Genomic DNA, 25808 nt, shown 5'->3' with positions numbered 1-25808 from the left:
GCTCAGGCCCGCGACAGCACGGTTTTCAGCGCGGTCAGCAGCGCCGTCGTCGCTTCCGGTTCCGCGGCGCCGGTCGAGTGGCGCCAGGCGATGTAGCCGTCCGGGCGGACGAGGAGCGCGCCGGCCTCGTCGATCTCGCTGGCGCGGGTCCAGTCGCCGTAGGAGTCGCGGGCGTCGTCGGCGCCGACCGTCAGCACGCGCAGGTCCAGGCCGAGCTCCGCGGACGCCTTTTCCGCTGCCACGCGCCACGCGGCGCCCGAGAGCCCGGTGACCACCGTGAACTTGCCGTGGCCCACCAGGTCCAAAGTGGACTCCCGGCGGCCGTGTGCGCCGACGAGCCACACGTGCGGGATCTTCGCGCCCGGCGTGGTCGTCGCGTGGTGGAAGAGTTCCGGGTCGCGGCCGGACACCGGGGCTGTGTCGGCCGGGCCGTCGGCGAGCACGGCGGTCGAGGCGTAACGCTGGTCGAGCTCTACGCCGTGGGCGTTGAACTCGTAGTTCTTCAGCTCGATCGCCTTCTCCAGCCGGCGGCGGCGGCGCGCACCGTCCTCGGTGGCGGCTTCGCAGGCGGCCAGGCCGGCCGCGATGCCGTCGGAGTCGGTGTCGCCCGCGATGCCGAGCGCTTCGAAGATCGGGCCGAACTGGTCGCGCGAGAGGTTCGCCCGGTCGACGATCTGCTTGCCCACCGGCGCGCGCTCGGCCGAGTACGTCTCCAGCAGCCCCTCACCGGCTTCACCGCGCACGACCATCGCGAGCTTCCACGCGAGGTTGAACGAGTCCTGCACGGACGTGTTCGACCCCAGTCCGTTGGACGGCGGGTGCCGGTGCACGGCGTCGCCGGCGCAGAACACGCGGCCGCTGGAGTACTGCGTGGCGTAGGAGTGGTTGACCGTCCACAACGACGTCGAGGTGATCTCGACGTCGAGCTCGGGGTCGCCGATCAGGTCGCGCACGATCCGCGTGGCCTCGGCGACGTCGACCTCCGGCGCTTCACCGGCGATGTCGTAGCCCCACACGAGCAGCCACTCGTTCCACGGCCGCACCATGCGCACCAGGCCCATGCCGATCCCGCCCATGTGCGCGCCCGGCCGCATCACCCAGTAGAGGACGCTCGGCCGGTGGGCGACGTACGGCGCGAGGTCGGCCTTGAACGTGATGTTCATCGAGCCGGCTTTGCCCGTCTCACCCGCGATCGGCAGCCCGGCCTGCTCCGCGACGCGGCTGCGCGCGCCGTCGGCACCGACGAGGTACCGCGCCCGCAGGGTGAATTCGTCGCCGCGCACGCGGTCGAGGAACCGCGCGGTGACGCCGTCGGCGTCCTGGGTGTAGTCGAGGAACTCGGTGTCCAGCCGCAGCTTCGCGCCGCGCTTGGCCGCGTTGGAGACCAGGATCGGCTCGAGGTAGGTCTGCGGCAGGTCGATCATGTGGCACGGGCTCGCCGCGCCGTACTCGGACGCCGAGCGTTCCCCGGTGCCCCAGCTGGTGATGCGGCCGATCTCGTTGCCGGCCAGCGAGGTGCACAACACGGTGTCGCCCATCAGCTCCGGCGGGGTGCCCTGCGCCAGCGCCTGGTCCTCGACGCCGAGGTCACGCAGCACCTCCATGCCGCGCTGGTTGGTGATGTGGGCCCGGGGCGTGTTGGCCGTCCAGCCGTACTTGGTGGCCAGAACCGTGGGCACGCCGTAGGTCGCCAGCGCCAGCGCGGCCGACCCGCCGGCCGGCCCGCTGCCGACCACGATCACGTCGGTGTCGAACTCTGTCATGGCGGGATTCCTCGTCAGTGAGCGGGAGCGGGGGAGATGTGGAAGGTGAAGTCGAGCCGGCGCCAGTGGGCGGGCTCGCGGCCGTCCGGCGCCGGGCCGGTCTGCTCGGTGAAGTCGACGATGAGGCCGTCCTTGACGCCGAACACGGTGTCGGAGTCGAGGTAGTCGCCGCCCTTGACGAACAGCTGGGTCACCAGGGTCCGGTAACCGGGCTTGGCGATCATGAAGTGCACGTGGGGTGCGCGGTACGGGTGGCGGCCGACCGCGCCGAGCATCTGACCGACCGGGCCGTCGGCCGGGATCGGGTAGGCCGAGGGCACGATCGACCAGTACCGCAGCCGGCCTTCGGCATCAGTGCGGAAGCGGGCGCGCAGGACCGGGCCGTCGAGGTCCGGCAGCTGCACGTCGTAGAACCCGTCCTCGTTGGCCTGCCAGACGTCGACCACGGCGCCGGTCACCGGGGTGCCGTCGGGCTCGGTGACCCGCACGTCCGTCCACAGTGGAGTGCCGGGCAGGCCCGCGGCGAGGTCTGAGCCCTGCTCGGTCTCCGGCGGGCCTTCCACGTAGAACGGGCCGAGCACGGCCGACGGGGTGGTGTCCGGCGTGCGGGAGTTGGTGAGGACGTCGACGACGCTGGACACGCCGAGCGTGTCGGACAGCAGGATGAACTCCTGGCGCTTGTCGTCGGTGATGTGTCCCGTGCGCGTCAGGAATTCGATCGCGAACTCCCACTCCTGCTGGGTGAGGTCGGTGCGGACCACGTAGGAGTGCAGCGTGCGCACCAGGTCCTGCAGCAGCTCTCGCAGACGCGGGCTGGGCGTCGAGGCGAAGCTGTCCACGACCTCCCGTGTCAGGGCGCGCAGGTCCGGCTTGGTGCCCTCGGCCGGGGCCGGGCGGGTGCCCGCCCACGCCTGGCGCAGCAGGTCCTCGATGCCGTCACGGGTGATCTCGCGCGGGTTGGGGTAGGGCTTGGCGGTGGCGATCTCGGCGGCTGTGGTGATGTCGTTTTCGGTGAACCCGAGTTCGCTCAGCGAGTGGGGGACGGGCAGGCTCGCGATGAGGTCGTAGACGCCGGTGGCGGCGTCGGGTGTGCCGAGGACTTCGGCGATGCGGCGCAGGGCGTCGGGGGCGCCGGTGGTGTTGTAGGCCATGGCGTAGGGCAGGACCACGGTGTGGGTTTCGGAGTGCGGGAGGTCGAAGCTGCCGCCGAGGGTGTGGCAGAGCTTGTGGTGCAGGGCCATGCCGACGGAGCCGAGGCAGGTGCCGGCGAGCCAGGCGGCGCGCAGGGCTTCGCTGCGGGCGTTCGGATCGGACGGGTCGGCGGCGATGCGGGGCAGGGCGGAGGCGAGCAGGCGGATCGCTTCGAGGGCGAATTGGTCGATGATCGGGTTGGCGTCGGGCGAGTAGAGGGCCTCGACGGCGTGGGCCATGGCGTTGATGCCGCTGGTGAGTGACACCTGGACCGGGAGTTTGAGGGTGAGGTCCACGTCGTAGACGACGACTTCGGGCTGGACCTTGGGTGTGGTCTGGGTGGTCTTGCGCCCGTCGGCGGTTTCGCCGAGCACCGGGGTCATCTCCGAGCCGGCGTAGGTCGTGGGCACGATGATCTGCGGCAGATCCGTGCGCAACGCGATCGCCTTCGCCAGACCGGTCGTCGAGCCGCCGCCGATGGCGAGGACGCAGTCGACGTCGTTCTCGGTCACGACCTTGAGCGCGCGCTCGGTCACGTCCACGGGTGTGTGCATCGCGGCTTCGTCGAAGCGGGCGGCGAGCAGCGGGCCGAGCGAGTCGGCGACGCGGTCCGCAGGTCCGGCCAGCGGCGGGCTGCCCAGCAGCAGGACGCGGGTCGCGCCGAGGCGGCGCACCTCGTCGGGCAGCGAAGCGAGGGTGCCGCTGCCGAAGACGACCCGGGCCGGGTTCGCGGTGTAGCTGAACATCGTTGGTCCTTCCACGCGGGTGCCTCGAGTATCCGGATGTCGCCGCCCGGTTTCCTGCACGTTCCTGCCGCGCAGGCAGCACGAAACGCGCGCGTCACCCGCAGGGGCGCCTATCCCTCGCGCCGCAGGGCCGCGGGGGTGGTGCCGAGCTGCGTGCGCAGCACCCGCGTGAGGTGCTCCTGGTGCGAGAAGCCGCAGCCGGCCGCGATGTCGGCGATGGGGTCGCTGGAGGTGCGCAGCAGCAGCCGGGCCTGCTCGACGCGCAGCTTCAGCAGGTACTGGTGCGGGGGCAGGCCGGTGCGGGCCTTGAAGCGGCGGGCGAACCGGCTCACGCTCAGCCCGGTCACGGCCGCCAGCTCGGGCAGCCCCAGCGGTTCCGCGAGCCGCTCGGCCATCAGGTCGCGTACGCGGCCGAACTGCCGGTCCGACAACGCGGCGGGCGCCGCGGGGACCGGCTCGGCGGTGGTGCCCCCGGCACGGTGGCGGCGGGTGAGGTGGGTGGCCACGAGGGCGCACAGCTGGTCGGCGTAGGTGCGAGCACTCGGCTCCCAGTCGCGGACCACGCCGTCGAGGGAGAGCAGGAGCTGCTCCAGCAGCGGGTCGACGGTGCCGAGCTCCTCCGAGAGCCGGATCGGCGTGTCGGTGCCCGCGGCCTCCTGCACGGCCGAGTCGGCGACGTACACGTGCAGCGTGTCGAGCTCCCCGCCCAGCTCCACGGACAAGTCCGCGTGCGAAGGCTGCAGGAACAGGCCGCCGGCCGGCACACGCCGGCTCTGCTCTCCCGGCGTGCCGACCCGGCGGCGGACCGTCACCGGCCCGGCCAGGTGCAGGATGAGCTGGTGGGTCGGGGCCGCGGCGAACAGGCCGCGGTGGGGCCGTTCGTGCTGCTTCGACAGGTAGAGGTGCTCCCAGCCGAGACCGGCGCTGGTGCGTTCGGGCCGGATCCAGGGCAGCGCGAGGATGCCGTTGGTGTCGGCGGCCGAAAGCTCACCCACCCGCGTCCTCCTCGTCGCGCCGTCTCCGAACACCACGAGTGTAGGCGCCTGCGTGGCTCGACCGGACGCGTGAAGGCCCACCGGGCAGCTCGGGTTCCGGGAGTGGTCGCAACACCCCGGTTCAGGGGATGCCTCAGGCGGCCGTCCACCCAATGCGCTCGGCTGGGACACCCCAGCCGAGCGCTTGGCCCGACTCCTGACCGAAGCCGGTGGACACGTTGCCACGACCCTTCGGCTCCGCCCAGGCCGAGGGGCCTCACGGGCCCGCGGGGGTGGCTCAGAGCGGGTTGAACTGCCCGAGCGGAGCGGTGCAGAACGGCCCGCCGACGAACTCGGCGGCCGCGCCCGTCGGCGCGGGTTTGTCGGCGAGCTGCTCGGCGTAGACCTCGGCGTTGTCGAGGGACTTGTAGCCCAGCGCCTCGGCCTCGGCGAGAGAGTAGACGCGCCGGGTGTTGTCGGAGACACCCCAGACCAGCCGGTAGCCGGGCGAGGGCGCGCTCAGGCAGGCCTCGAACAGGCGGGCGCCATCGTCGGGGGAGAGCCACGTGGTCAGCCCGCGCGGGCCGAGGGGCAGCGGCGTCTCGAAGCAGGAGCCGATGCGGATCACGATCACGTCCATGTCGAACCGCGACGCGTACAGGCTGCCCAGCGACTCGATGGCCGCCTTGCTCACGCCGTAGTAGGTGTCCGGCCGCGGGCTCGAGTCGGCGGGCAGGCCGGCTATACCGGCGTCGGCGTTGCGGCGGAAGCCCACCGCGTGGTTGCTCGACGCGAGGACGACCCGCTTGACCCCGGCTTCGCGGGCGGCTTCGAGCACGGTGTGGGTGCCGTTGATGTTGACGTCGAGCGTGGCTTCCCACGTGTTCTCGCGGCTGTGGCCACCGAGGTGGATCATGGCGTCGGCACCGGCGCAGGCCGCCGCCATCGCCTCGCGGTCGGTGACCGAGCCGGTGACGATCTCGACGGCTTCGCCCGCCTCGGCCGGAGCCTGCTCGGCCAGGTCGAGCAGCCGCAGCACCCGGCCGGGCTTGCGCAGCCGCGGGCGCATCAGGGTGCCGACGATGCCTGCCGATCCGGTGATCAGCACGCGCTGGTCTGCCATGGGGTTCCTCTCGAAACGCTTCGCAACAGGGGAATGGCGGCGGTCAGCGGATGCCGGCCCGGCGCAGCTGCTGCCCGAGCTCGGCGGTCGTCTCGGCCAGGAGCTCGCCGACGCGCTGGACGTCGGCGTCGGTGACCTGGCCGACCGGCATCGAGCAGCTCATCGCGTCGGTGCCCGGGATGCGGTAGGGGATCACGGCGGCGACGCACCGGACGCCGAGCGTGCCTTCCTCGATCTCGGCGGCGTAGCCGACCTCGCGGGTGCGCGCGAGGTCGGCGTGCAGCTGCTCGCGAGTGGTGATCGTGTGCGGCGTGAGCGGCGGGAGCTTCGCCGGCATCAGCTCTTCGATCTCGTCGTGCGTCAGCTCGGCGAGCAGCGCCTTGCCCAGCGCCGTGGCGTGGGTGGGCAGCGTGCGGCCGACGCGCGAGACGAGGTGCGTCGAGTGCTGCGACTCGCGGGTCTCGAGGTACACGACCTCTGTGCCGTTGCGGCGCGCGAAGTGCGCGGTGAACCCGGTCTTCTCGCGGATGCGCTCCAGCGCCTCGGTGGCGAACGGGACGATCGCGTCGCGGTCGAGGTAGGCGGTGCCGCAGATCAGCGCGCGCACGCCGAGGCGGTAGCGCGCGGTGTTCGCGTCGGCTTCGAGCCAGCCGGCTTCCAGCAGCGTGCGCAGCAGGCCGTGGAGGCTGGACCGCGGGAAACCGGTGCGCGCGTGCAGGTCGGACAGCGACAGCCACACGTCGTTGGCCGCGAACGTCTCGATGAGGTCGATGGCGCGCCGCGCGGACTTCACGCCCGCGCTCTCCGCACCGGGCGTCGCGATCCGCTCCGCGGTGGCCGGCTTCTGCGCCATGTGCGTCCTCCAACCGGGCCGTTGACTTGTGACTCCGGCCATATTAGCGTCCCGAACAGCATTCTTATGGATGAACATAATCAGCATAACAGACTCCATTCAAGAATGTGAACACCGGGGCGGTCTCAAGCGAGGAGACGGCGGCGGTGGGATCGTCGAACCCGTGGCCGGGCACGCCACCCGGACGCCCCGACGAGGACGGAAAGAGCAGAAACTGATGGCACAGCCCAAGATCGAGCTGGACGGCCTGCTGGCGTTCCCGCTGACGCCGTTCACCGAGGACCTCGAGGTGAACCTCGACGGGTTCGCGGAGAACGTGGAAAGCCACGTGGCCGCCGGCGCGGGGGCGTTGTTCGTCGCGTGCGGCACGGGCGAGTTCTCCTCGCTGTCGCCCGACGAGGTCGCGGCGCTGCTGGCGCGGGCGCGCGAAGTCGTGGCCGGGCGCGTGCCCGTGTGGATCGGGGCCGGTGGCGGTGCGGCCGCCGCGCGCGCGGGTGTGGCCGCGGCTCAGGCCGGTGGTGCCGACGGTGTGCTGCTGCTGCCGCCGTACCTGGTTTCCGGGCCGCAGGCGGGGCTGGTCGATTTCGTGCGGTTCGCCGTGGGCGACACGTCGGTGCCGGTGATCGTGTACCACCGCGGCACCGGGGTGTTCACGGCTCCGTCGGCCGCACGGCTGCTCGACATCCCGTCGATCGTCGGGCTCAAGGACGGGTACGGCGACGCGGAAGTGATGACGCGCATCGTCACCACGATCCGCTCGCTGGGCACGCAGCGGTCCGAGGACTTCCTGTTCTTCAACGGGTTGCCGACGGCGGAGGTGTCGGCGAAGGCGTACGCGGCGATCGGCGTGGCGCGGTATTCCTCGGCGGTGCACTGTTTCGCGCCGGAGATCGCGCACCGGTTCCACCGCGCGCTGGCCGAGGGCGACACGGACGTGATGGACACGTTGCTGGCCGGGTTCTACCTGCCGCTGGTGGCGTTGCGAGATGAGACGCCGGGGTTCGCGGTGTCGCTGGTCAAGGCCGCCGCCCGCCTGCGCGGTGACAAGGTCGGCACGGTCCGGCCGCCGCTGGTGGAGCCGACGACCGAGCAGATCGACCGGCTCGGCGGAATCGTGGAGCGCGGGTTCGAGGTGCTCAAGGGGATCGAGGGCCGATGAACATCCGGGATGTGGTGCTCACGCCCGTCGCGTTCGCGGATCCTCCGTTGTTGAACGTGATGGGGGTGCACGAGTCGTTCGCGTTGCGCAGCGTGGTGCAGGTGGTGTGCGACGACGGTGTCGTCGGGCTCGGTGAGTCTTACGGTGACGCGGCGTTTCTGGGTGAGGTGCGCAAGGTTGTGCCCGAGGTGGCCGGGCACGATGTGTTCGATCTGCCGGGGTTGAAGCGGATCGTCACGCGGGTGCTGGCCGGGACGGTGCTGACCGACGAGCACGGGTTGATCGGCGGGTTCTCCATCCGCAAGACGATCGCCAGCGTGTATTCGCTGTTCGAGGTCGCATGCCTGGACGCGCAGGGCCAGGTGCTCGGTCGTCCGGTCGTCGATCTGCTGGGCGGCAAGGCCCGCGACGCGGTGGATTTCTCGGCGTACCTGTTCTACAAGTACGGCGCTCACGTCGGGGCCGACGTGGATTCCTGGGGCGAGGTGATCACGCCGGAGGCGCTCGTGGGCGAGGCCCGGCGGATGGTCGAGCAGTACGGGTTCCGCTCGATCAAGCTCAAGGGCGGCGTGTTCAAGCCTGAGGAGGAGGTCGAAGGCATCCGCGCGCTCGCGGAGGCGTTCCCGGGTCACCCGTTGCGGATCGACCCGAACGCCGCGTGGACCGTCGACACGAGCATCCGGGTCGCGGCCGAGCTCGACGGTGTCCTGGAGTACCTCGAAGACCCGACGCCCGGCATCGAGGGCATGGCGCGGGTCGCGGCCGAGGCGAGCATGCCGTTGGCGACCAACATGTGCGTCGTCAACTTCGGCGACATCGAGGCCGCGTTCCGGGCCCGGACGATCGGGGTGCTGTTGTCCGATCACCACTTCTGGGGCGGGATGCGCGACACCCAGGCGTTGTCGGTGCTGTGTGAGAGTTTCGGGGTCGGGCTATCGATGCACTCCAACAGCCACCTCGGCATCAGCCTCGCCGCGATGGTCCACGTGGCCGCCGCGACGCCGCACCTGACGTATGCGTGCGACACGCACTGGCCGTGGAAGACGACCGATGTGATCGTGCCTGGGGTGCTGGAGTTCGTCGAAGGCGCGGTGGTGGTGCCGGACAAGCCGGGGCTGGGCATCGAGTTGGACCAGGACGCGCTGGCCCGCGCGCACGAGGACTACGTTCGTTGTGGACTGACGAAACGGGACGACGTGACCTACATGCGCTCCTACGTACCGGACTTCGAACCCAACACGGCCCGGTGGTGACCCCGTGAAGGTGACTGGATACGCGTACTCCTGGGACGTCCTCGGCGACCCCGGTTTCGTGGAGCGCGTGCAGGACCTGGAGGTGGACGAGGTCGCCGTGGCGCTGACCTACCACAGCGCCCGGGCCGCCACGCCGTACTCCGCCGAGCGCACCTCGGTGATCGCTCGCACGGCGGCGAGCTACCGGCCCGTTCGTGAAGAAGCGTGGCAGGGCAGGGAACTGCGTCCGTCCACTCCGGACTGGGTCGCGCGGCCCGACAGCGGCGGCGACGCCGTGCGCCTGCTCAACACCGCGGGGATTCGCGCCGCTGCCTGGATCGTGCTCACGCACAATTCCCGGCTGGGCACGGCTTTCCCGCAGTACACCGTGCGCAACTGCTTCGGCGAGTCCTACCCTTGGGCACTGTGTCCGGCCCAGCCTGCCGTGCGCGAGTACGCGGCCACGCTGACCGCCGAGGCCGTGGCGGGGCTGGAGCTTTCGTCGGTGATCCTCGAGGCGTGCGGCCCGCTCGGCGCGGTGCACCAGCACCAGCACGAGAAGACCGACGGCGTGTGGGCGCCCGCCGTGGCGCGCCTGCTGTCGATCTGCTGCTGCGACGCGTGCGCCGAAGGCTGGACCGGTTTGGACACTGCCGAGGTGCGTGCGACGCTGCGCACGGAGGTCCGCCGGCTGCTCGACACGGCCGACCTCACCGTCACCGAGGACCGGCTGCCCGTCGTGCTCAAGGACACCGTGCTCGCCGGGCGCCACCGCGCCACCGACGCGTTGCGGGCCGCGGTGCTCGCCGAGCTGGAACCGGGCATGCGGATCGTGCTGCACGGCGCGCTCGACCCGTGGGTCACCGGTGCGCTGCCGGGCCTCACGCCGACCGCGGCCGCGGACGCCGCCGTGGTCGTGCTGCAGAACTGGGCGCCGGGACAGGGCAGCGTAGACGCCGTGGCCGCGGCCCGGCGGGCGCTGCCGGAGGACGTGGCGGTGGGCAGCTACATCACCGCCGTCGCCGCGAGCCCCGTGCCCGACGTCGAGGCGTACGTCACCGAGCTCGGCAAGGCCGGCGCGGCCGAGCTGCACCTCTACCATCTGGGCTTGGCGGGTCCCGGCCGGTGGCCGGACCTGCACGCGGCCACGGCGGCCGCCCGCAGCCTGCCCTGAACCGTGCCTGAACCTGAGCGATCCACCGAGGAGACACGTTCCACCATGAGCCGAGAAACCTCCGCACCGGAGCTCGAGCGCACCCTCGCCGCCGCGGCCGCGGCCGCCCGCCCGTTCGCGGCGAGCACGCCCACCGAACGCGCCGGCTGGCTCGAAGCCGCCGCCGACGCTCTTGACGCCGAAGCCGAGGAGCTGATCGCCCTCGCCCACACCGAGACCCACCTGCCCGCCGTGCCGCGGCTGAAGGGCGAGCTCGCCCGCACCACGTTCCAGCTGCGCCTGTTCGGCCAGGTCCTGCGCGACGGCGCGTTCCTCGGGGCCACCGTCGACCACGCCGACGCCGAGTGGCCCATGGGCCCGCGCCCCGACATCCGCCGCGTGCTCGTGCCGATCGGCCCGACGCTGGTGTTCGCGGCCAGCAACTTCCCGTTCGCGTTCAGCGTCGCGGGTGGCGACACCGCCTCCGCGCTGGCCGCGGGCTGTCCGGTGATCCTCAAGGCGCATCCGGGCCACGAGGAGCTGTCCACGCGCACGGGCGAGATCGTCGTCGGCGCGCTCGCCGCCGCCGGTGCGCCCGCGGGCGCGTTCGCCGTGATCCACGGATTCGAGCAGGGTGTGACCGCGCTCAAGGATCCGCGCGTCCAGGCCGCGTCGTTCACCGGCTCGGTGCCGGGCGGGCGCGCGCTGTTCGACATCGCCGTCTCGCGGCCCACGCCGATCCCGTTCTACGGCGAGCTCGGCAGCGTGAATCCGGTCGTCGTCACGCCGGGCGCGGTCGCCCAGCGCGGCGAGGCCGTGGCGAAGGCGTACGCGGGGTCGTTCAGCCTCGGTGCCGGACAGTTCTGCACGAAGCCGGGCCTGCTGTTCCTGCCCGAAGGCCACGGTCTGGACGACGTGCTGCGCGAGGCCGTCGGCGCCGTCGCCGGGCAGCCGATGCTCAACGAGCGCATCGCGCAGGGCTTCGCGCACAAGCTCTCCGAGCTGCGCCAGGCTCCGGGTGTGACCACGGTCGTCGACGGCACGCACCAGGGCGAGTCGTTCACCCCGAGCCTGCTCTCGACCACGGCCAAGGAGTTCCTGGCCGGCGGGGAAGCGGTGCGGGAGGAGCACTTCGGTCCCGCGTCGCTGATCGTCACCTACAGCGACGCCGACGAGCTCATCGGCGTGCTCGACACGCTGGAGCCGGGCCTGACCGCGACGGTGCAGGGCGAGGACGACGAGGCCGACTACGTCCGCCCGCTGCTGCCTTCGCTGACCCGCCTCGCCGGGCGGCTGCTGTGGAACGACTGGCCCACCGGCGTCACGGTGAGCTGGGCGCAGCAGCACGGCGGCCCGTACCCGGCCACCACGGCGCCCACCACCACGTCGGTCGGCACCGCCGCCATCGAGCGGTTCCTGCGCCCGGTCGCGTGGCAGGGCTTCCCCGACGCGCTGCTGCCCGAGCCGCTGCAGGAGCAGAACCCGTGGCAGCTGCCGAGGCGCACGGACGGAGCGCGCTGACCGTTTTCCCGCTGCGCAACCACAACTGAATTCTCGTTTTGCCGATCCGGCCAAAAGTAGGCCGACCCCCACGCGGCACGTAACCGTTGCTGCGAAGCCATTCGGCCGTGACTGTGGTCGGATCGGCAACGATCGGCACAGTCCCTTCCCCGAAAATCCCGCAAGCCAAGGACGTCTTGATCCTGGGAGGCATTGTCATGCCCGTAAACCGGAGAACTGCCCTGCGCGGCGGCGCCGTCGCGGCCGCGTCGGTGGCCCTGACCGCCGCCGCGCACCCGGCCTTCGCGGCGGGTGCCGCGCCCGCCGAGACCGGGTCCGCCGCGAACGGCACCGCCACGGATCCGCTGAAAGCGATCGTGGTCGGCTACCGCGAGATGCAGACCGGGATCAACCGGCCTTCGCCCGAGCGCACGGCCGCGCTGAAGAACCTCGGCCGCGTCGCGAAGGCCTACAACGACACGATGACCGTCACCGGCGGTCCACTGTGGACCGACCTGCCACTCGGGCCGGGCAGTGACTACACCACCTCGATGTACGCGCGGCTGCGGGCGATCGCCGTGGACTGGGGCACCCCGGGCGGCACGCTCTCGGGTGACCCGCAGGTGCTTGACCGCATCAAGAAGGCGCTCGAGCTGATCTACGCGAGCCAGTACAACCCGCAGGTCGGCGAGATCGGCAACTGGTACACCTACGAGATCGGCGTGCCGTACTACGTGCTGCACACCCTCGTCACGGTCGCCGACGAGCTGACGGCCGACGAGCTCGCGCGCTACGTCAGCCCGATCAAGCGGTTCGTGGGCAACCCCAACGTGCGGGCAAACAGCCCGAGCACCGTCGAGACCGGCGCCAACCGGGCCGACAAGGCCCTGATCTCGATCGTCTCCGGCGCGCTCATCGGCGACACCGCGTGGATCAAGACGGGCATCGACGCGCTCACCGACGTCGCCGGCGGCGGTGCGGCGAGCCTCGTGGCCAAGCTGGACAAGGCGGGCAGCGACGGCTTCCACGTGGACGGCTCGTTCATCCAGCACGACACCATCCCGTACCCCGGGCACTACGGCATCGTGCTGCTGACCGCGCTCTCCGGCGCGATCCACGTGACCGAAGGCACCGAGTACGCGCTGCCCGAGGACCTCAAGCAGAAGATCTACGCGCTGGTGCCCGACACGTTCGCGCCGTTCGTCTACGCGGGCGCGCTGATGGAGCCGGTGCGCGGGCGGATGCTCTCGCGCCAGGGCGAGACCGGCCACGACATCGGCCACCAGCTCACCGTCGCCACGCTCCTGCTGGCGCGCTCGGCCACCGGCGCAGCCAAGACCGAGCTGTCGGGCCTCGCGGCGAAGTGGATCTCCGAAGGCACGTACGCGCCGTTCCTGGAGATCCCCGACCCGGAGCGGTTCGCGCCGGGCCCGGACCTCGTGGCGACGCCAGGCATCGAGTTCGCGCAGGAGATGCTCGCGACCCACGTGCGGCCGACGCCGATCACGGCCACACACCGGATCTTCGGCCAGCAGGACCGGATGCTGCACGTGACCGAGGGCTGGTCGAGCTCGCTCGCCGTGGGATCCACGCGGATCTCGCGCTACGAGTCGATCAACGGCATGAACCAGCACGGCTGGTACGTCGGCGACGGTGTGCTGTACCTGTTCCTGCCGAAGGCCAAGGGGCACTACTCCGACGCGTACTGGCCGACCGTCGACCCGCTGCTGCTGCCCGGTGCCACCACGAAAGCCGGGCCGACGGGTGCGCTGCAGTCCACGCCGATGTCGACCAAGGCCCACGTCGGCGGCGTGCGCTGGGACGCGCGCCACGGTGCGTACGCTTTCGACTTCGTGTCGCTGGACGGCACGCTGACCGCGAAGAAGTCGTGGTTCTTCACGCCGGCGGGCGTCGTGTGCCTCGGCGCGGGGATCACCGACACGTCGGGGCAGCAGGTGCGGACCACGATCGAGAACCGCAACCTGGGGGAGAACGGCCGGGGCACGCTGCTGGCCGACGCGCGGCTCGTCTCGTCCGCGCTGGGCCGCACGGCGTCGCTGCGCAACCCGCGCTGGCTGCACCTCGACGACGTCGCCGGCTACGTGCTGCTCGACAAGGCCGACGTCACCGCGCTGCGCGAGGACCGCACCGGCGCGTGGCGTGACATCGACACGGGCGCGAACACCAAGGGCACGACCGATCCGTACACACGGCGTTACCAGAAGCTCGTGATCGAGCACGGAGTGAATCCGTCGGACGCGAAATACGCGTACGCGGTGTTGCCCGCGGCTTCGGTCGTGAGCACCGTCGCGTCGGTGCTCGCGTGGCGAGTGCGGGCGAACACAGCCGCCGTTCAGGCGATTCGGCTGTGGGACAACACACTGCTCGCAAACTTCTACAAGGCGGATACTGTAGATGAGGTGACTGTCTCAGGTCCGGCTTCCGTGGCCCTGGGGCGCAGCGGCTCGGGCTGGCAGCTCGCCGTCTCGGATCCGACGCAGACGCAGGACAGCGTGCGGGTGACGGTGCGGCGCCAGACCGTGGAGGTCCCGCTGAAGGGCACCTTCGGCGCGACGCAGGTGGTCCACCTGCCGCGCTGACCCAAGGTTTCCCTGCCGGGCCGGTGATTCCCCGCCCGGCCCGGCAGGGCCCCACTTCCGAATCTCGTTCTGCCCGGGCCCGGCCGACAGGGCCTTCCGACGGTACGATCCCGGGAACACGCTCGAGCCGGGGAGAGTGATCACGATCGCCACGCACGTCGATGTCCTCGTGGTGGGCGCGGGGTTGTCCGGGATCGGGGCGGCGTGCCGCCTCCAGCTGCGGACTCCCGGCAAGACGTACGCGATCCTGGAGGCCCGCGACTCGATCGGCGGGACCTGGGACCTCTTCCGCTACCCGGGCATCCGGTCCGACTCGGACATGTTCACGCTCGGTTACCCGTTCCGGCCGTGGAAGGACCCGAAGGCCATCGCCGACGGTCCGTCGATCCTCAGCTACATCCGCGCCACGGCCGAGGCCTACGGCGTCGAGCGCCACATCCGCTTCGGGCACCGTGTGGTGTCCGCTTCGTGGTCCTCGGCCGAAGCGAGCTGGACGGTCGAGGCCGAGCACGACGGCGAGCCGGTCACGTTCACCTGCTCATTCCTGTACCTGTGCAGCGGCTACTACAGTTACGACAGCGGCCACGTCGTCGACTTCCCGGGCCGCGAGGACTTCGCCGGCGAGATCGTGCACCCGCAGCACTGGCCCGCGGATCTGGACTACGCGGGCAAGAACGTGGTGGTGATCGGCAGCGGCGCCACCGCCGTGACGCTGGTGCCGGCGATGGCGCCCGAAGCGGCTTCGGTGACCATGCTGCAGCGCTCGCCGAGCTACGTCGTCGCGCGCCCCGGCGCCGACGCGCTCGCCGACCGCCTGCGGGCCGTGCTGCCGGAGAACCTGGCGCACCGGCTGGTGCGTGGCAAGAACGTGGTGATGGGCACGTTGTTCTTCCAGCTCATGCGCCGCCTGCCCGAGCGCGCGGCCGCGGTGCTGCGCGACGGCGTGGCGAAGCAGCTGCCACCGTCGATCCCCGTCGACCCGCACTTCGTGCCCGCCTACAACCCGTGGGACCAGCGTCTGTGCCTGGTGCCCGACGCCGATCTGTTCCGCGCCCTGCGCAGCGGCAAGGCCGACGTGGTCACCGACCACATCACCCGCTTCACCCCGGGCGGCATCCAGCTGGAGTCCGGCCGTGAGCTGCCCGCCGACGTCATCGTCACCGCGACCGGCCTGCGCATGGTCGCGTTCGGCCAGGTCGCGTTGACCGTCGACGGCCGGGCCATCAAGCCGGGCGAGCAGCTCGTCTACAAAGGCATGATGTTCGGCGGCATCCCCAACCTGGCGTGGTGCGTGGGCTACACCAACAACTCGTGGACCCTGCGCGCCGACCTCGCCTCGCAGTACGTCTGCCGGCTGATCTCGCACATGGACCGCCACGGCTACGTCGCCTGCGCCCCCGACCCGGGCCGCGCCCCGACCACGGGCCTGCGTCCGGTCGTCGACCTGATGTCGGGCTACATCAAACGCGCCACCTCGGCCCTGCCGAAACAAGGCGACCGCCGCCCGTGGGTGATGCGCCAGAACTACCTGCTGGACCTGGCCGACATGCGTCTCAACCGTCTCGACGACGGTGTCATGGCCTTCCGCCGGGCGGACGAACGCATCCCGACGCCGGCCTGAGCGCACGGCTGAGCGCACTCTGAGCGTAAAAAAGGGGCGCCACCCACCTGAGGTGGATGGCGCCCGACGCTGTGCAGCTCAGCCCTGGCGAGCCTTGTTCCGCGGGTTGTCGCGGTTGATCACGAGGATCTTGCCGTGCCTGCGGATGACCTGGGCCCCCTGCTGGCGAGCCAGCGACCTGACCGACGCGCGAACCTTCATGGTTACCCGTCCTCTCTTCGAAGTCTCGTTCTGTCTTCTTCAACCAGATGACCGGTCGGTTTAATCCCCGGTCGCGGTGGCGGCGCTCACCCAGCGGCCGAGGTCCTCGCGGCGCAGCGCCGCGGCCATCAGCTCGGGGAACAAGTCCGGGGTGCACGCGAAGGCCGGCACGCCGAGCTCGGCCAGCGCGGCGGCGTTCTCGTGGTCGTAGAACGGCGCGCCGGAGTCCGACAACGCCAGCAGGGTCACGACCTGCACGCCCGAGCCGACCAGCTCGCCGACGCGGCGCAGCAGCTCGTCGCGCACGCCGCCTTCGTAGAGGTCGCTGATGAGCACCAGCAGCGTCTGCTCGGGGCGTTCGACGAGGCCCTGGCAGTAGGTGATGGCGCGGCTGATGTCGGTGCCGCCGCCGAGCTGGGTACCGAAGAGGAGCTCGACGGGGTCGTCGAGGTGCTCGGTGAGGTCCACCACGGCCGTGTCGAAGGCGACGAACTTCGTGCTCAGCGCCCGCATGGACGCCAGCACGGCACCGAACAGGCCCGAGTACACCACCGACTCCGCCATCGACCCCGACTGGTCCACGGCGAGGATCACTTCGCGCTGCACGCTGAGCTGGCGCCGGCCGAAGCCGACCAGCCGCTCGGGCACGATGGTCTTCAGCTCGGGGGAGTAGTGCTTCAGGTTCGTGCGTACGGTGCGGGCCCAGTCGATGTCCGCGGCCCGCGGGCGCTGCGTGCGGGCTGCGCGGTCGAGCGCGCCCCGGATCGCCGCGCGCGTGGGTTCGGCCAGGCGCTCCTCGAGCTCGGCCACCACGGTGCGCACGACCGAGCGCGCCGTCTCCTTCGTCTCCTCGGGCAGCACGCCGTTGAGCGACAGCAGCGTGCCGACCAGGTGCACGTCGGGTTCGACCGCGCTCAGCAGCTCCGGCTCCATCAGCATGCGGGTGAGGCCGAGCCGGTCGACGGCGTCGCGCTGCATCACCTGCACGACCGAACCCGGAAAGTACCGCCGGATGTCGCCGAGCCAGCGGGCGACGCGCGGCGCCGAGGAGTTGAGGGTCGCGCCGCGGCGGTCGCCCGAGCGGACGGGCTCGTCGCGCCGGTCGTAGAGGGCCGCGAGCACGGCGTCGAGGCCACTGTCCTCTTCGGACAGCGAGCGGCCGGTGCCGTCCTCGCCACCGCCGAGCACGAGGCGCCAGCGGCGCAGACGATCGGGGTCCGGGGTGGTCATGACGCTGCTCCGAGAAGGGTCGCGAGCACGGGCAGGGCACTGCGGGCGCGGATCTCGTCCAGCTCGTCGGCGGCGAGGCGAGTCGCGGGGGCGCCGCCGGAGAGGGTGGCGGCGCGTTCGCCGATGGCGCGTTTCTCCGGTCCCGCGAAGGCGCCGAAAGTGCGGCGCAGCAAGGGAAGCACCTCGGTGAACACGTCGGACGGGATGGTGCCCAGCCAGGTGTCGACGACCCGCAGCATGCGCTCGTCGTGGACCAGCAGGAGCGCGCCGCCGGCGAAGAAGCCCTCGACGTAGGCCGCACCCGCGGCCGGCTCGACACCCGGGGTGAGCGCGCGGCCGAGGCGCAGCTCGACCTCCGCGCTGTCGAACAGGTCGGCGTCGTGCAGCAGCCGCACGATGCGGCCGGCGAGCAACGACGGCAGGGAGTCGCGGCCGGCGAGCTTGCGCAGCGCGGTGAGCCAGCGTTCGCGCGCCGCGTCGCCCAGGAGGGTCGTGGCTTCGTGGATGTTGTCGATCAGGTCGCAGAACTTCCGGGCCGCGTCGTCGTCGATGCCGTGGACGGCCGGCGGCAGCCCGGCGCACACGCGGGTGAGCAGGCGGTCCGCGACCTCCCGCAGCTGCGCGATGTCGGTTCCGCGCACATCGCCGTAGCGGGTGGACCGGGCCAGCGGGGGCAGTGAGGTCATGAGGTCGGCGACGTCGGTGTCGGCCGCCGCGCGGACGTCGAGTGCGGTCAGCACCTCCGGCAGCGCGTCGCCGAGACCGGCGAGCAGGCAGCCCTCCACGGCCGTGGTGATGTCGGCGAGCGGCGGCTTGCCGGCCATCGCCTCGCGCACGCGGGCGGACGCCGCCGAGGCGACGGTGGTGCCGTGCACGGCGGCCGCGACCAGGTCGACCTCGAAGCCCGGCTCCCAGCACAGCGTCCACGTCTCGCGGAAGGTGCCCTTGCTGCGTGTCGCCGAGATTTCCGGGCTGCCCCAAGGGATGTCGAGCAGCCTGAGCCGGTGCAGCAGCCGCGAGCGGTCGAGGCCGCCGGGCGTGCGCAGGTCGAGATCGAGCTCGCGCGCGGTCGGCTCGCGTTTGAGCCGCAGCCGGCGCGCGGTCGCGATCAGGTCGGCCGCGAGCGGAGCCTGCGGCACAGCTTCGGGGACCTCGCCGAGTCGTTCGCCGACTACGAGCTTGCGCGTGACGAGGTCCGCCTGCACGTCGTCGCCCGAGCACAGCACCGAGCGCGTGGCGGCGTCGACCTCCGCCAGGCCCGCCGAGGACCTGCCGCGCAGCGCCGCCAGCGTTTCCGCCAGTCGCACCGCCTCGATTACGTGCGCCGTCGAGACCGGCAGGTCCTCCTCGCGCAGCACCCCGGCCACGGCGGTGAGCCAGCGCGCGGTGACGTCGTCGGCCGTGGTGAACAGGTGGTGGTACCAGCCGGGCGAGCGCACGCCCGCGCCGTAGCCGCTCGCCGTGGCGAGCCGGCCGTGGGTCCACGGCACCCACGTGCACACGACCTTGCGCTTCGGCAGTCCTTTGAGGACGGTCTGGTCCCGGGTCGCCGGCGGCAGGGGATCGGCCAGCGCCGGTACGTGCCACGCGCCGCACACCACGGCGATGCGCTCGAAGCCTTCCTTACGCGTCTTGCGGAGCACGCCGCGCATGTACGCCTCGCGGCGCTGTTCGTGGAGGTCCTCGGGGCGTTCGTCCTCGCGCAGCGCGGTCATCGCCTCCGCGATCACCTCGAACGGCGACTCCCCGCCGCGCCGCGACTCCACGACGTCGTCCCACCACCGCTCGGGGTCGTCGTAGCCGCCCGCGGCCGCCAGCTCGGCGAGCGGATCGGTGCGCGGCACGCGATCTTCGTCGCCGAGCGCGAACTGGTGCGCGGCCGGCAGGTCGCAGAACCGCACGGGCACCCCGGCTTCCGCGGCGTAGCGCAGGGCCTGCCACTCGGGGCTGAACACCGCGAACGGCCAGAACGCCGCGCGCGACACGTCGTCGGCGGCGTACGCGAGCAACGCGACGGGCGGCCGCATGTCCTCGTCGGCCGCCAGGCCCACGAGCTGGTCGGCTTCGGGCGGGCCCTCGATGAGCACCACGTCGGGCTCCAGCTCGGCGAGCCTCGCGGCCACCGCCCGAGCCGAACCCGGCCCGTGGTGCCGGATCCCGAGCAGGTGCGTGGTCATCCGCTGATCTCCTGCCCCGCGCGGTAGAAGTCGGCCCAGCCGTCGCGTTCGCGGACCACGGTTTCGAGGTACTCGATCCAGATCGCGCGGTCGGCGACCGGGTCCTTCACCACGGCGCCGTGGATGCCGGCGGCGACGTCCTGCGCCCGCAGCACGCCGTCGCCGAAGTGCGCGGCGAGCGCGAGCCCGCCGGTGAGCACGCTGATCGCCTCGGCCGTCGACAGCGTGCCCGACGGGGTCTTGACCGCGGTGCGCCCGTCTTCGGTGCGGCCGGCGCGCAGCTCGCGGAACACCGTGACGACGCGGCGGATCTCGGTCAGCTCGGCCGCTTCGGCGGGCAGCGCGAGCGAGGCGCCCAGCTGCGCGACCCGGCGGCTGACGATCTCCACCTCGGCCTCGGCGGTGTCGGGCAGCGGCAGCACGACAGTGTTGAACCGGCGGCGCAACGCGCTCGACAGCTCGTTCACGCCCTTGTCGCGGTTGTTGGCGGTGGCCACGAGCGTGAAGCCGGGGCGTGCTTGAACCTCGGTGCCGAGTTCGGGCACGGGCAGGGTTTTCTCCGACAGGACGGTGATCAGCGAGTCCTGCACGTCGGCCGGGATGCGGGTGAGCTCCTCGAGGCGGGCCACCTTGCCGTCGCGCATCGCGCGCAGGATGGGGCTTTCCACGAGCGCCTGTTCGCTCGGGCCCTCGGCGATCAGGCGCGCGTAGTTCCAGCCGTAGCGGATCTGCTCTTCGGCGGTGCCCGCCGTGCCCTGCACGAGCAGCGTGGAGTCGCCGCTGATCGCGGCGGCGAGGTGCTCCGACACCCACGTCTTGGCGGTGCCCGGCACGCCGAGCAGCAGCAGCGCGCGGTCGGTGGCGAGCGTGGCGACGGCGACCTCGATCAGGCGGCGCGGGCCGACGTACTTCGGGCTGATCTCGGTGCCGTCGGGCAGCGTGCCGCCCAGCAGGTACGTGACCACGGCCCACGGCGAGAGCAGCCACGACGGCGGCTTCGCGCGGTCATCGGCCGCGGCCAGCGCGGCCAGTTCACCGGCGTACTCCTGCTCGGCGTGGGGCCGGAGGACTGCGGACGTCATGAGAGCTCCTCGTGCATTTCGCGGCGGAAAGTCAGGGTTTCGGCCACGGCGCGCCGCCACGGGGCGGCTTCGCCGGGCTGGGGGACCAGGGACAGGCGGTGGCGCAGGCAACCCGGCGGCACCGCTTTGGCGATGAGCGCGGCGGCGTGGGCCACCAGCCGGTGGTCCTGCTGCGCGGCGACCCAGTCGAGCAGCACCCGGCCCAGCTCCTCGGGCCACGGTTGCGGCAGGTCGAGGATCAGCCGCGTGAGCGCTTCGACCTTCAGGCCGCGCGCCAGCTTCGCGATGGTGGCGGCCTGCTTCTCCGGCGCGAGTACACCGACGAGCGCCGCCGTGGCCCGGCCGCCGGGTTCGGCTTCCACGAGCGCCTGCGCCCACGCCTCGTCGCGCTGCCGGATCGCCGCCGTGGCCCAGCTTTCGCGCACCACGGTGAGCGGGCAGCCCTCCACGAGCATGCCCACGAGGTCGCCCGGCGTGCCGAACTCCGCCCAGAAGGCAAGCGGAGTGGCGGCGATGATCGCCCGCAGCCGCGCGGTGTCCTGCCCGGGCCCGTGGGGCACGCGGACGCCGTCGCGTACCAGCGACTCGTCCGGCCCCGGCAGCGTGACCTGCAGGACGTCGGCCCGCAGCGACCGGCTGCGCACGGTGACGCACTCCTGCAGCCGCGCCGCCATCCGTTTGCCGAGCCCGGTGTCGGGCAGCCCGCCGAGCAGCCGCACAGCGGTGTCGCGCACCGCCGCCGCCCGGTCGGAGAGGGCCGCGTCGAGGAACGGCTCGTCGTCCTGGGTGAGGTGGCGGCCCAGCAACGCGAGGAACACCGCGCGCAGGTCGGCCGGCTCGGTGCGCCACGTCGCCATGAGCGCCGCGCGCGCCGCCGCGGGATCCTGCGCGAGCGCCCGTTCGAACCACGCCTGGCGCCGTGCGGGAGTGCCGAACTGCCAGGCGTCGTCGCTGTCGTCCTCGACCTCGGCGACCAGGAACGCCCAGCCGGTGTTGCGCTCGCCCAGCCACGCCCCGACCGGCCCCGCCACCTCCCCGAGCGGCGCCCGCAACGACACCCGCGCCCGCGCCGCGTCCGCCAGCGCCGGCAGCAGCTCCGGCCCCACCCGCAACCCTTGCCCGGCCGCCGTGTGCAGCCACTCTTCGAGCAGTTCGGGCCGGTTCGCGTGCAGCAACCGCGCCAGCCGCTCCCGCGCGAGCGGCGAGACGAACCGCCGCCCGTCGGGCTTGGCCGGCTCCTCGCGGCGCGCGTTCGCCACGGGGAGGCGGCCCGCACGGCGGTAGTTGGTGAGCAACGCCGCGGTGGCGAGCACGGCGTCTGCCTGGTCTTCGGCCTTGCCCGCGACCTCCCGCACCTCGTCCGGCAGCCCGCTCACGTCGAGACTCCGGCGGCGCGTGCCCAGCAACGCCGTGCCGACGAGGTCTTCCCACGCCTTCATCGGCCCACCACCTTCTCGGCTTTTCCGCCGGCACGCGCCTGCAGACGACCCGGGCCCCGCCCCGCGGCGATGGTGGGCGCGGAGGAACGGCCGGTCGCCGCTGTAGAGCGCGGGTGCGGCTGCGGGAGATGCGTTCCCGAGCCGGTGGCCGGCCGGGTTGGCCGGACTGGGCGGGTCGGGAATCGTTGAGCGGCCGCGCGTGCAGGACGGTTCCCGGCCTTGGTCGGGTAGGTGGTTGTGAGGTGCGGTGCGGGCCTGGGTTGTTTGGTCGGGTGCGCGGGGAACTGTTGCTCGGCTGCGCCTGCTGGACGATGTTCGGCCTTGGCCAGGTAGGTGGTTGCGGGATGGACTGCCGGCCTGGGTTGTTTGGTTGGGTGCGCTGGCAGTTGTTGCCCGGCGGCGTCTGCTGGACGGCTCCCGGTCTCGATCGGGAAGGTGGTTGCGGGGTGCGGTGCGGGCCTGGGTTGCTTGGTTGGGTGCGCCGGGCACTGTTGCTCGGCTGCGCCTGCTGGACGGCGTTCGGCCTTGGCCGGGCAGGTGGTTGCGAGGTGTGCTGCCGGCCTGGGCTGGTTGGTCGCGCGCGCCGCGGACCGTTGCTCGGCTGCGTTGGCGGGACGGCGCTCGGACTCGGTTGGGCAGGTGGTTGCGGGGTGCACTGCCGGCCTGGGCTGATTGTTCAGGCGCGCCGGCCGTTGTTGCCCGGCGGCGCCTGCCGGACGGCTCCCGGTCTCGGGCGGGCACGTGGTTGCGGGGTGTGCTGCCGGCCTGGGCTGGTTGGTCGGGCGCACTGGCGACAGATCGCCGGTCGAGACGTTCGGTTGAAGCCTTGGCGCGGCGGGGTCCGCGTGGTGCGAAGGCGGCGCCGTCGGCACAGCGGACCGGCGTGGGTGCGGCCGTGGCGCGGGCTGATGTGCTTGCGGTGCCAAGGTTTCCGGTCTCTCCCACAGTGTCGAAGTCACAGGCGCACCACGCCGTTCGGGTGCCAGCACGTCAGGGGGCGCAGGCCGGCCGGGGTCAGTTCGGCCGCGAGGGTCACCGGGTGTTCCGCGGCGAGGGCGAGCAGGGGCCACGGGTCGACGCCCGGCAGCAGGGGCAGGGCGGCACCGTCCACATCGGACAGGGCCCAGCCGCCGTCGTGGCGGGCGGGGGTGAGGTCGGACAGGAGCACGGGCCAGCGGTCGAGCCACGGGTCCACGGCGAGGGCCTCGGCGAACGCCGCCAAGGCGTCGGCGACGGTGTCGCCGCGGGGGACCGGGGTCGGGACGGCCGCGGTGCGATCCGCGACGAGCGCGCGCAAAGGCAGCGCGCCCGGGTGGAAGGCGAGCTCGCCGGGGACGACGTAGCCCGGGGGCAGCGAGCTGTCCAACGGCCGCCCGGGCGGGGCGAAGGACAGGACCAGCGCCACGCGCCCCGAATGGCGGCCGCGCAGCCAGGTGCGACGGGTGCGGAGGCTGTCCTGTTCGTCGTCGACCGCGCCGGTCACGAGCCACTGGTCGGCGACGCGTTCACCGGACTCCAGCACCTGCGCGGTGCCAGCCGAGAACCCCAGGCGCGTGCGCACGGTTTCGGCCAGCGCCGAAGGCAGCTCGTCCAGGCGCAGCGCCGCGCCCGCCAGTACGTACAGCAGCGACAGCTCGGCCAGCAGGTCACCCGGCCAGTCGCGGCCGCGCCCGACCAGCCCGGCCGCGCGCCGGAGGCCGCCGGCCAGGCCCGGCGCCTGGGCGTCGATCATCCGCGCGGCTACTGTGCGCAGCTGCTCAGCACCGCCTCCGAAACCGCCGCCGCCGTCGAAACCACCGCCCTCGAACGCACTGCGTTCGAAACTCGCGAAGCCGGCACCAACACGGTCGGTCAGCCAGCCGCGCAGCTCCGCCGCGCCCGCGGTGACGCGCGCGAGCCGCTCCTGCGCCCGTTTGGCGGCGGCTTCCAGGTCCTTCGGCGCGTCCGGTTTGCGTTCCGCGCGCGACGCCCGCGCCTCTCGTTCGGCAAGCCACGTGGCGACATCGGGCTCCTCGGCAGCGGACGGCACCTGCTCCGCCGACCACAGCAGCAGCAACCCCAGCGCGTGCTTGCACGGGAACTTCCGCGACGGGCACGTGCACTTGAACGCCGGCCCCGCCAGCTCGACCACCGTGCGGTACGGCTTCGCGCCACTGCCCTTGCACGAACCCCACACCGCCCGCGCCGAAGCGCCCGCACCCGACCACTTCGCCGGCGCCGCGAGCCCTCGCCCGGCCTTGGCCGACGCCGGGTCCGGCGCGAGCCCGGCGACTTGCTCGGGACTCCAGCGCGCTGCCACCTGTTCGGCCACGTTTCCCTTGCCGCTCCGTGTTTCCGACCCCGTGAGGGGCTGACCGGAGAAGCATCTCATCCGCCACCGACAGTTTCCGAGACCTGCCCGGCCGCGATGAAAAACGCCGGACCGCACAACGGCGATCCGGCGTTTCAGCGTGCCAAGGGAGCAAACAGGGTCAGGACTTGACCGCACCCCGCCAGCGCACGGTCGGGCGCAGCCGCTCGGAGTTCACGCGGTGCTTGTTCGAACCGACGATGTCGAACATCGACTCGATCAGCGTGTCCGACAGCAGGTGCGGCTGCAGGCCGAGCTCGACGAGCCCGGTGTGCTTCACGTTGTAGTAGTGCTCGGGCTGCTCGACCCGCGGGTTCTCGAGATTCTCGATCTGCACCGGGCCGGGGAAGCAGTTCGCGACGATGTCGGCGATCTGCGCCACCGAGTAGCTCTCGGTCATCTGGTTGAACACGCGGAACTCGCCGCGGTCGGCCGGGTTCTCCACGGCCAGGCGGATGCACTCCACGGTGTCGCGCACGTCGATCAGGCCGCGGGTCTGGCCGCCCTTGCCGTAGACGGTCAGCGGCTGGCCCAGCACCGCCTGGATCACGAAGCGGTTCAGCACGGTGCCGAACACCGCGTCGTAGTCGAACCGGGTCGCCAGGCGCGGGTCGAGGGTGGTCTGCGCCGTCTGCTGGCCGTACACGACACCCTGGTTGAGGTCGGTGGCGCGCAGGTCCCAGATGCGGCAAGCGAACTCGATGTTGTGGGAGTCGTGCACCTTCGACAGGTGGTAGAAGGAGCCCGGCTTCTTCGGGTAGAGCATGCGGTCCTTGCGGCCGTTGTGCTCGACCTCGAGCCAGCCTTCTTCGATGTCGATGTTGGGCGTGCCGTACTCGCCCATCGTGCCGAGCTTCACCAGGTGGATGTCCGGGTTGATCTCGGCGATCGCGTAGAGCAGGTTCAGATTGCCGACGACGTTGTTCTGCTGCGTGTAGACGGCGTGCTCGCGGTCGATCATCGAGTACGGCGCGGACCGCTGCTCGGCGAAGTGGACGATCGAATCGGGAGCGAAGTCGCGCACGGCCGAATAGGTGAACTCGGCGTCGCACAGGTCGCCTTCGAACAGGGCGATCTTCTTGCCCGAAACCTCCTCCCACGCCGCGATGCGCGTGGGCAGGTCTTCGATCGAGACGAGACTGTCGGCTTCGAGTTCCACGTCGTACTTGCGCCGGGCGTAGTTGTCCAGAACAGCCACTTCGTGGCCTTTGTCCGACAAGTGCAATGCCGTGGGCCAGCCGAGGTAGCCGTCACCGCCGAGAACCAGCACTCGCATTGAAAAGCCTTTCCGTATCGTTTACGCGACAAGCACGCTGATTCCTCTTTGTACATGACGCCTTGAACACGTCCGAACCTATCGACCGGGTGCTGATGATCACCTGGCAGACAGCTGTGAATCTACTGTGCGTCGGGG

The 25808-nt window shown here is 71.8% G+C and carries 18 protein-coding genes; 6 read left to right on the top strand and 12 right to left on the bottom strand.

From position 1 onward, the window contains the following. Positions 1-2: 2 nt before the first annotated feature. The 5 genes from AB0M56_RS19060 to AB0M56_RS19040 form a co-directional block, all read right to left on the bottom strand. Positions 3-1763: an FAD-dependent monooxygenase gene (locus AB0M56_RS19060; protein ID WP_364177592.1), complete on the bottom strand. Its 1761-nt coding sequence runs from the start codon at positions 1761-1763 to the stop codon at positions 3-5. A gap of 14 nt (positions 1764-1777) precedes the next feature. Next, positions 1778-3700 (bottom strand): maleylacetate reductase and hydroxyquinol 1,2-dioxygenase domain-containing protein, encoded by a 1923-nt coding sequence (locus AB0M56_RS19055; RefSeq protein ID WP_364177589.1) that lies wholly within the window; start codon positions 3698-3700, stop codon positions 1778-1780. A 110-nt stretch (positions 3701-3810) separates the two neighbouring features. Next, on the bottom strand, positions 3811-4695 hold the full coding sequence (locus AB0M56_RS19050) for an AraC family transcriptional regulator (protein ID WP_364177587.1): 885 nt from the start codon (positions 4693-4695) through the stop codon (positions 3811-3813). A gap of 277 nt (positions 4696-4972) precedes the next feature. Beyond that, positions 4973-5797, bottom strand: a complete 825-nt coding sequence (locus AB0M56_RS19045) for an NAD(P)-dependent oxidoreductase (protein ID WP_364177584.1) — start codon at positions 5795-5797, stop codon at positions 4973-4975. Between the two features lie 43 nt (positions 5798-5840). After that, positions 5841-6650 (bottom strand): IclR family transcriptional regulator, encoded by an 810-nt coding sequence (locus tag AB0M56_RS19040; RefSeq protein WP_220241887.1) that lies wholly within the window; start codon positions 6648-6650, stop codon positions 5841-5843. A gap of 217 nt (positions 6651-6867) precedes the next feature. On the opposite strand from AB0M56_RS19040, the gene AB0M56_RS19035 reads away from it, so the two are divergent. The 6 genes from AB0M56_RS19035 to AB0M56_RS19010 all read left to right on the top strand — a co-directional run bounded on the left by AB0M56_RS19035 (position 6868) and on the right by AB0M56_RS19010 (position 15915). After that, positions 6868-7809: a 5-dehydro-4-deoxyglucarate dehydratase gene (locus AB0M56_RS19035; protein WP_354867754.1), complete on the top strand. Its 942-nt coding sequence runs from the start codon at positions 6868-6870 to the stop codon at positions 7807-7809. Beyond that, a complete protein-coding gene (locus tag AB0M56_RS19030; protein WP_364177580.1) occupies positions 7806-9062 on the top strand; it encodes a glucarate dehydratase family protein in 1257 nt (418 codons plus the stop codon). The genes AB0M56_RS19035 and AB0M56_RS19030 overlap by 4 nt, the downstream gene beginning before the upstream one ends. A 4-nt stretch (positions 9063-9066) precedes the next feature. Further along, positions 9067-10215 (top strand): hypothetical protein, encoded by a 1149-nt coding sequence (locus tag AB0M56_RS19025; protein ID WP_364177577.1) that lies wholly within the window; start codon positions 9067-9069, stop codon positions 10213-10215. A gap of 3 nt (positions 10216-10218) precedes the next feature. Beyond that, a complete protein-coding gene (locus tag AB0M56_RS19020) occupies positions 10219-11715 on the top strand; it encodes an aldehyde dehydrogenase (NADP(+)) (protein ID WP_364177574.1) in 1497 nt (498 codons plus the stop codon). Between the two features lie 197 nt (positions 11716-11912). Continuing rightward, a complete protein-coding gene (locus AB0M56_RS19015; protein WP_364177572.1) occupies positions 11913-14294 on the top strand; it encodes a polysaccharide lyase 8 family protein in 2382 nt (793 codons plus the stop codon). Positions 14295-14439: 145 nt separating this feature from the next. After that, entirely contained in the window at positions 14440-15915 is a 1476-nt protein-coding gene (locus AB0M56_RS19010; protein WP_364177687.1) for an NAD(P)/FAD-dependent oxidoreductase, read from the top strand. Between the two features lie 78 nt (positions 15916-15993). Here AB0M56_RS19010 and rpmJ read toward each other — a convergent pair whose 3' ends face one another. From rpmJ to AB0M56_RS18975, 7 genes are all read right to left on the bottom strand, one after another. After that, the gene (rpmJ, locus tag AB0M56_RS19005) at positions 15994-16116 is read right to left on the bottom strand and encodes a 50S ribosomal protein L36 (RefSeq protein ID WP_220241881.1); all 123 of its coding nucleotides are present in this window, start codon (positions 16114-16116) and stop codon (positions 15994-15996) included. 60 nt (positions 16117-16176) lie between these two features. Beyond that, entirely contained in the window at positions 16177-17346 is a 1170-nt protein-coding gene (locus AB0M56_RS19000; RefSeq protein WP_364177569.1) for a VWA domain-containing protein, read from the bottom strand. After that, on the bottom strand, positions 17343-19523 hold the full coding sequence (locus AB0M56_RS18995) for a DUF5682 family protein (RefSeq protein WP_364177566.1): 2181 nt from the start codon (positions 19521-19523) through the stop codon (positions 17343-17345). Before AB0M56_RS18995 ends, AB0M56_RS19000 begins: the two co-directional genes overlap by 4 nt. Beyond that, complete coding sequence (locus AB0M56_RS18990; RefSeq protein WP_364177563.1) at positions 19520-20605, bottom strand: AAA family ATPase; 1086 nt, start codon at positions 20603-20605, stop codon at positions 19520-19522. Before AB0M56_RS18990 ends, AB0M56_RS18995 begins: the two co-directional genes overlap by 4 nt. After that, positions 20602-22044: a DUF5691 domain-containing protein gene (locus AB0M56_RS18985; protein WP_364177561.1), complete on the bottom strand. Its 1443-nt coding sequence runs from the start codon at positions 22042-22044 to the stop codon at positions 20602-20604. The genes AB0M56_RS18990 and AB0M56_RS18985 overlap by 4 nt, the downstream gene beginning before the upstream one ends. A 955-nt stretch (positions 22045-22999) precedes the next feature. Further along, entirely contained in the window at positions 23000-24355 is a 1356-nt protein-coding gene (locus AB0M56_RS18980; protein ID WP_364177559.1) for an SWIM zinc finger family protein, read from the bottom strand. 160 nt (positions 24356-24515) lie between these two features. After that, complete coding sequence (locus AB0M56_RS18975; protein ID WP_364177557.1) at positions 24516-25670, bottom strand: NAD-dependent epimerase/dehydratase family protein; 1155 nt, start codon at positions 25668-25670, stop codon at positions 24516-24518. Between the last annotated feature and the right edge of the window lie 138 nt (positions 25671-25808).

The organism is Amycolatopsis sp. NPDC051372 (assembly GCF_040682095.1).
Taxonomy (GTDB): domain Bacteria; phylum Actinomycetota; class Actinomycetes; order Mycobacteriales; family Pseudonocardiaceae; genus Amycolatopsis.
This window is presented reverse-complemented; position numbering and strand designations above follow the sequence as displayed.

Coding starts and splice junctions, on each gene's coding strand:
- AB0M56_RS19060 (WP_364177592.1), bottom strand. CDS start 1,763: ATGACAGAGTTCGACACCGACGTGATCGTGGTCGGCAGCGGGCCGGCC.
- AB0M56_RS19055 (WP_364177589.1), bottom strand. CDS start 3,700: ATGTTCAGCTACACCGCGAACCCGGCCCGGGTCGTCTTCGGCAGCGGC.
- AB0M56_RS19045 (WP_364177584.1), bottom strand. CDS start 5,797: ATGGCAGACCAGCGCGTGCTGATCACCGGATCGGCAGGCATCGTCGGC.
- AB0M56_RS19040 (WP_220241887.1), bottom strand. CDS start 6,650: ATGGCGCAGAAGCCGGCCACCGCGGAGCGGATCGCGACGCCCGGTGCG.
- AB0M56_RS19035 (WP_354867754.1), top strand. CDS start 6,868: ATGGCACAGCCCAAGATCGAGCTGGACGGCCTGCTGGCGTTCCCGCTG.
- AB0M56_RS19030 (WP_364177580.1), top strand. CDS start 7,806: ATGAACATCCGGGATGTGGTGCTCACGCCCGTCGCGTTCGCGGATCCT.
- AB0M56_RS19015 (WP_364177572.1), top strand. CDS start 11,913: ATGCCCGTAAACCGGAGAACTGCCCTGCGCGGCGGCGCCGTCGCGGCC.
- rpmJ (WP_220241881.1), bottom strand. CDS start 16,116: ATGAAGGTTCGCGCGTCGGTCAGGTCGCTGGCTCGCCAGCAGGGGGCC.
- AB0M56_RS19000 (WP_364177569.1), bottom strand. CDS start 17,346: ATGACCACCCCGGACCCCGATCGTCTGCGCCGCTGGCGCCTCGTGCTC.
- AB0M56_RS18995 (WP_364177566.1), bottom strand. CDS start 19,523: ATGACCACGCACCTGCTCGGGATCCGGCACCACGGGCCGGGTTCGGCT.
- AB0M56_RS18990 (WP_364177563.1), bottom strand. CDS start 20,605: ATGACGTCCGCAGTCCTCCGGCCCCACGCCGAGCAGGAGTACGCCGGT.
- AB0M56_RS18985 (WP_364177561.1), bottom strand. CDS start 22,044: ATGAAGGCGTGGGAAGACCTCGTCGGCACGGCGTTGCTGGGCACGCGC.
- AB0M56_RS18975 (WP_364177557.1), bottom strand. CDS start 25,670: ATGCGAGTGCTGGTTCTCGGCGGTGACGGCTACCTCGGCTGGCCCACG.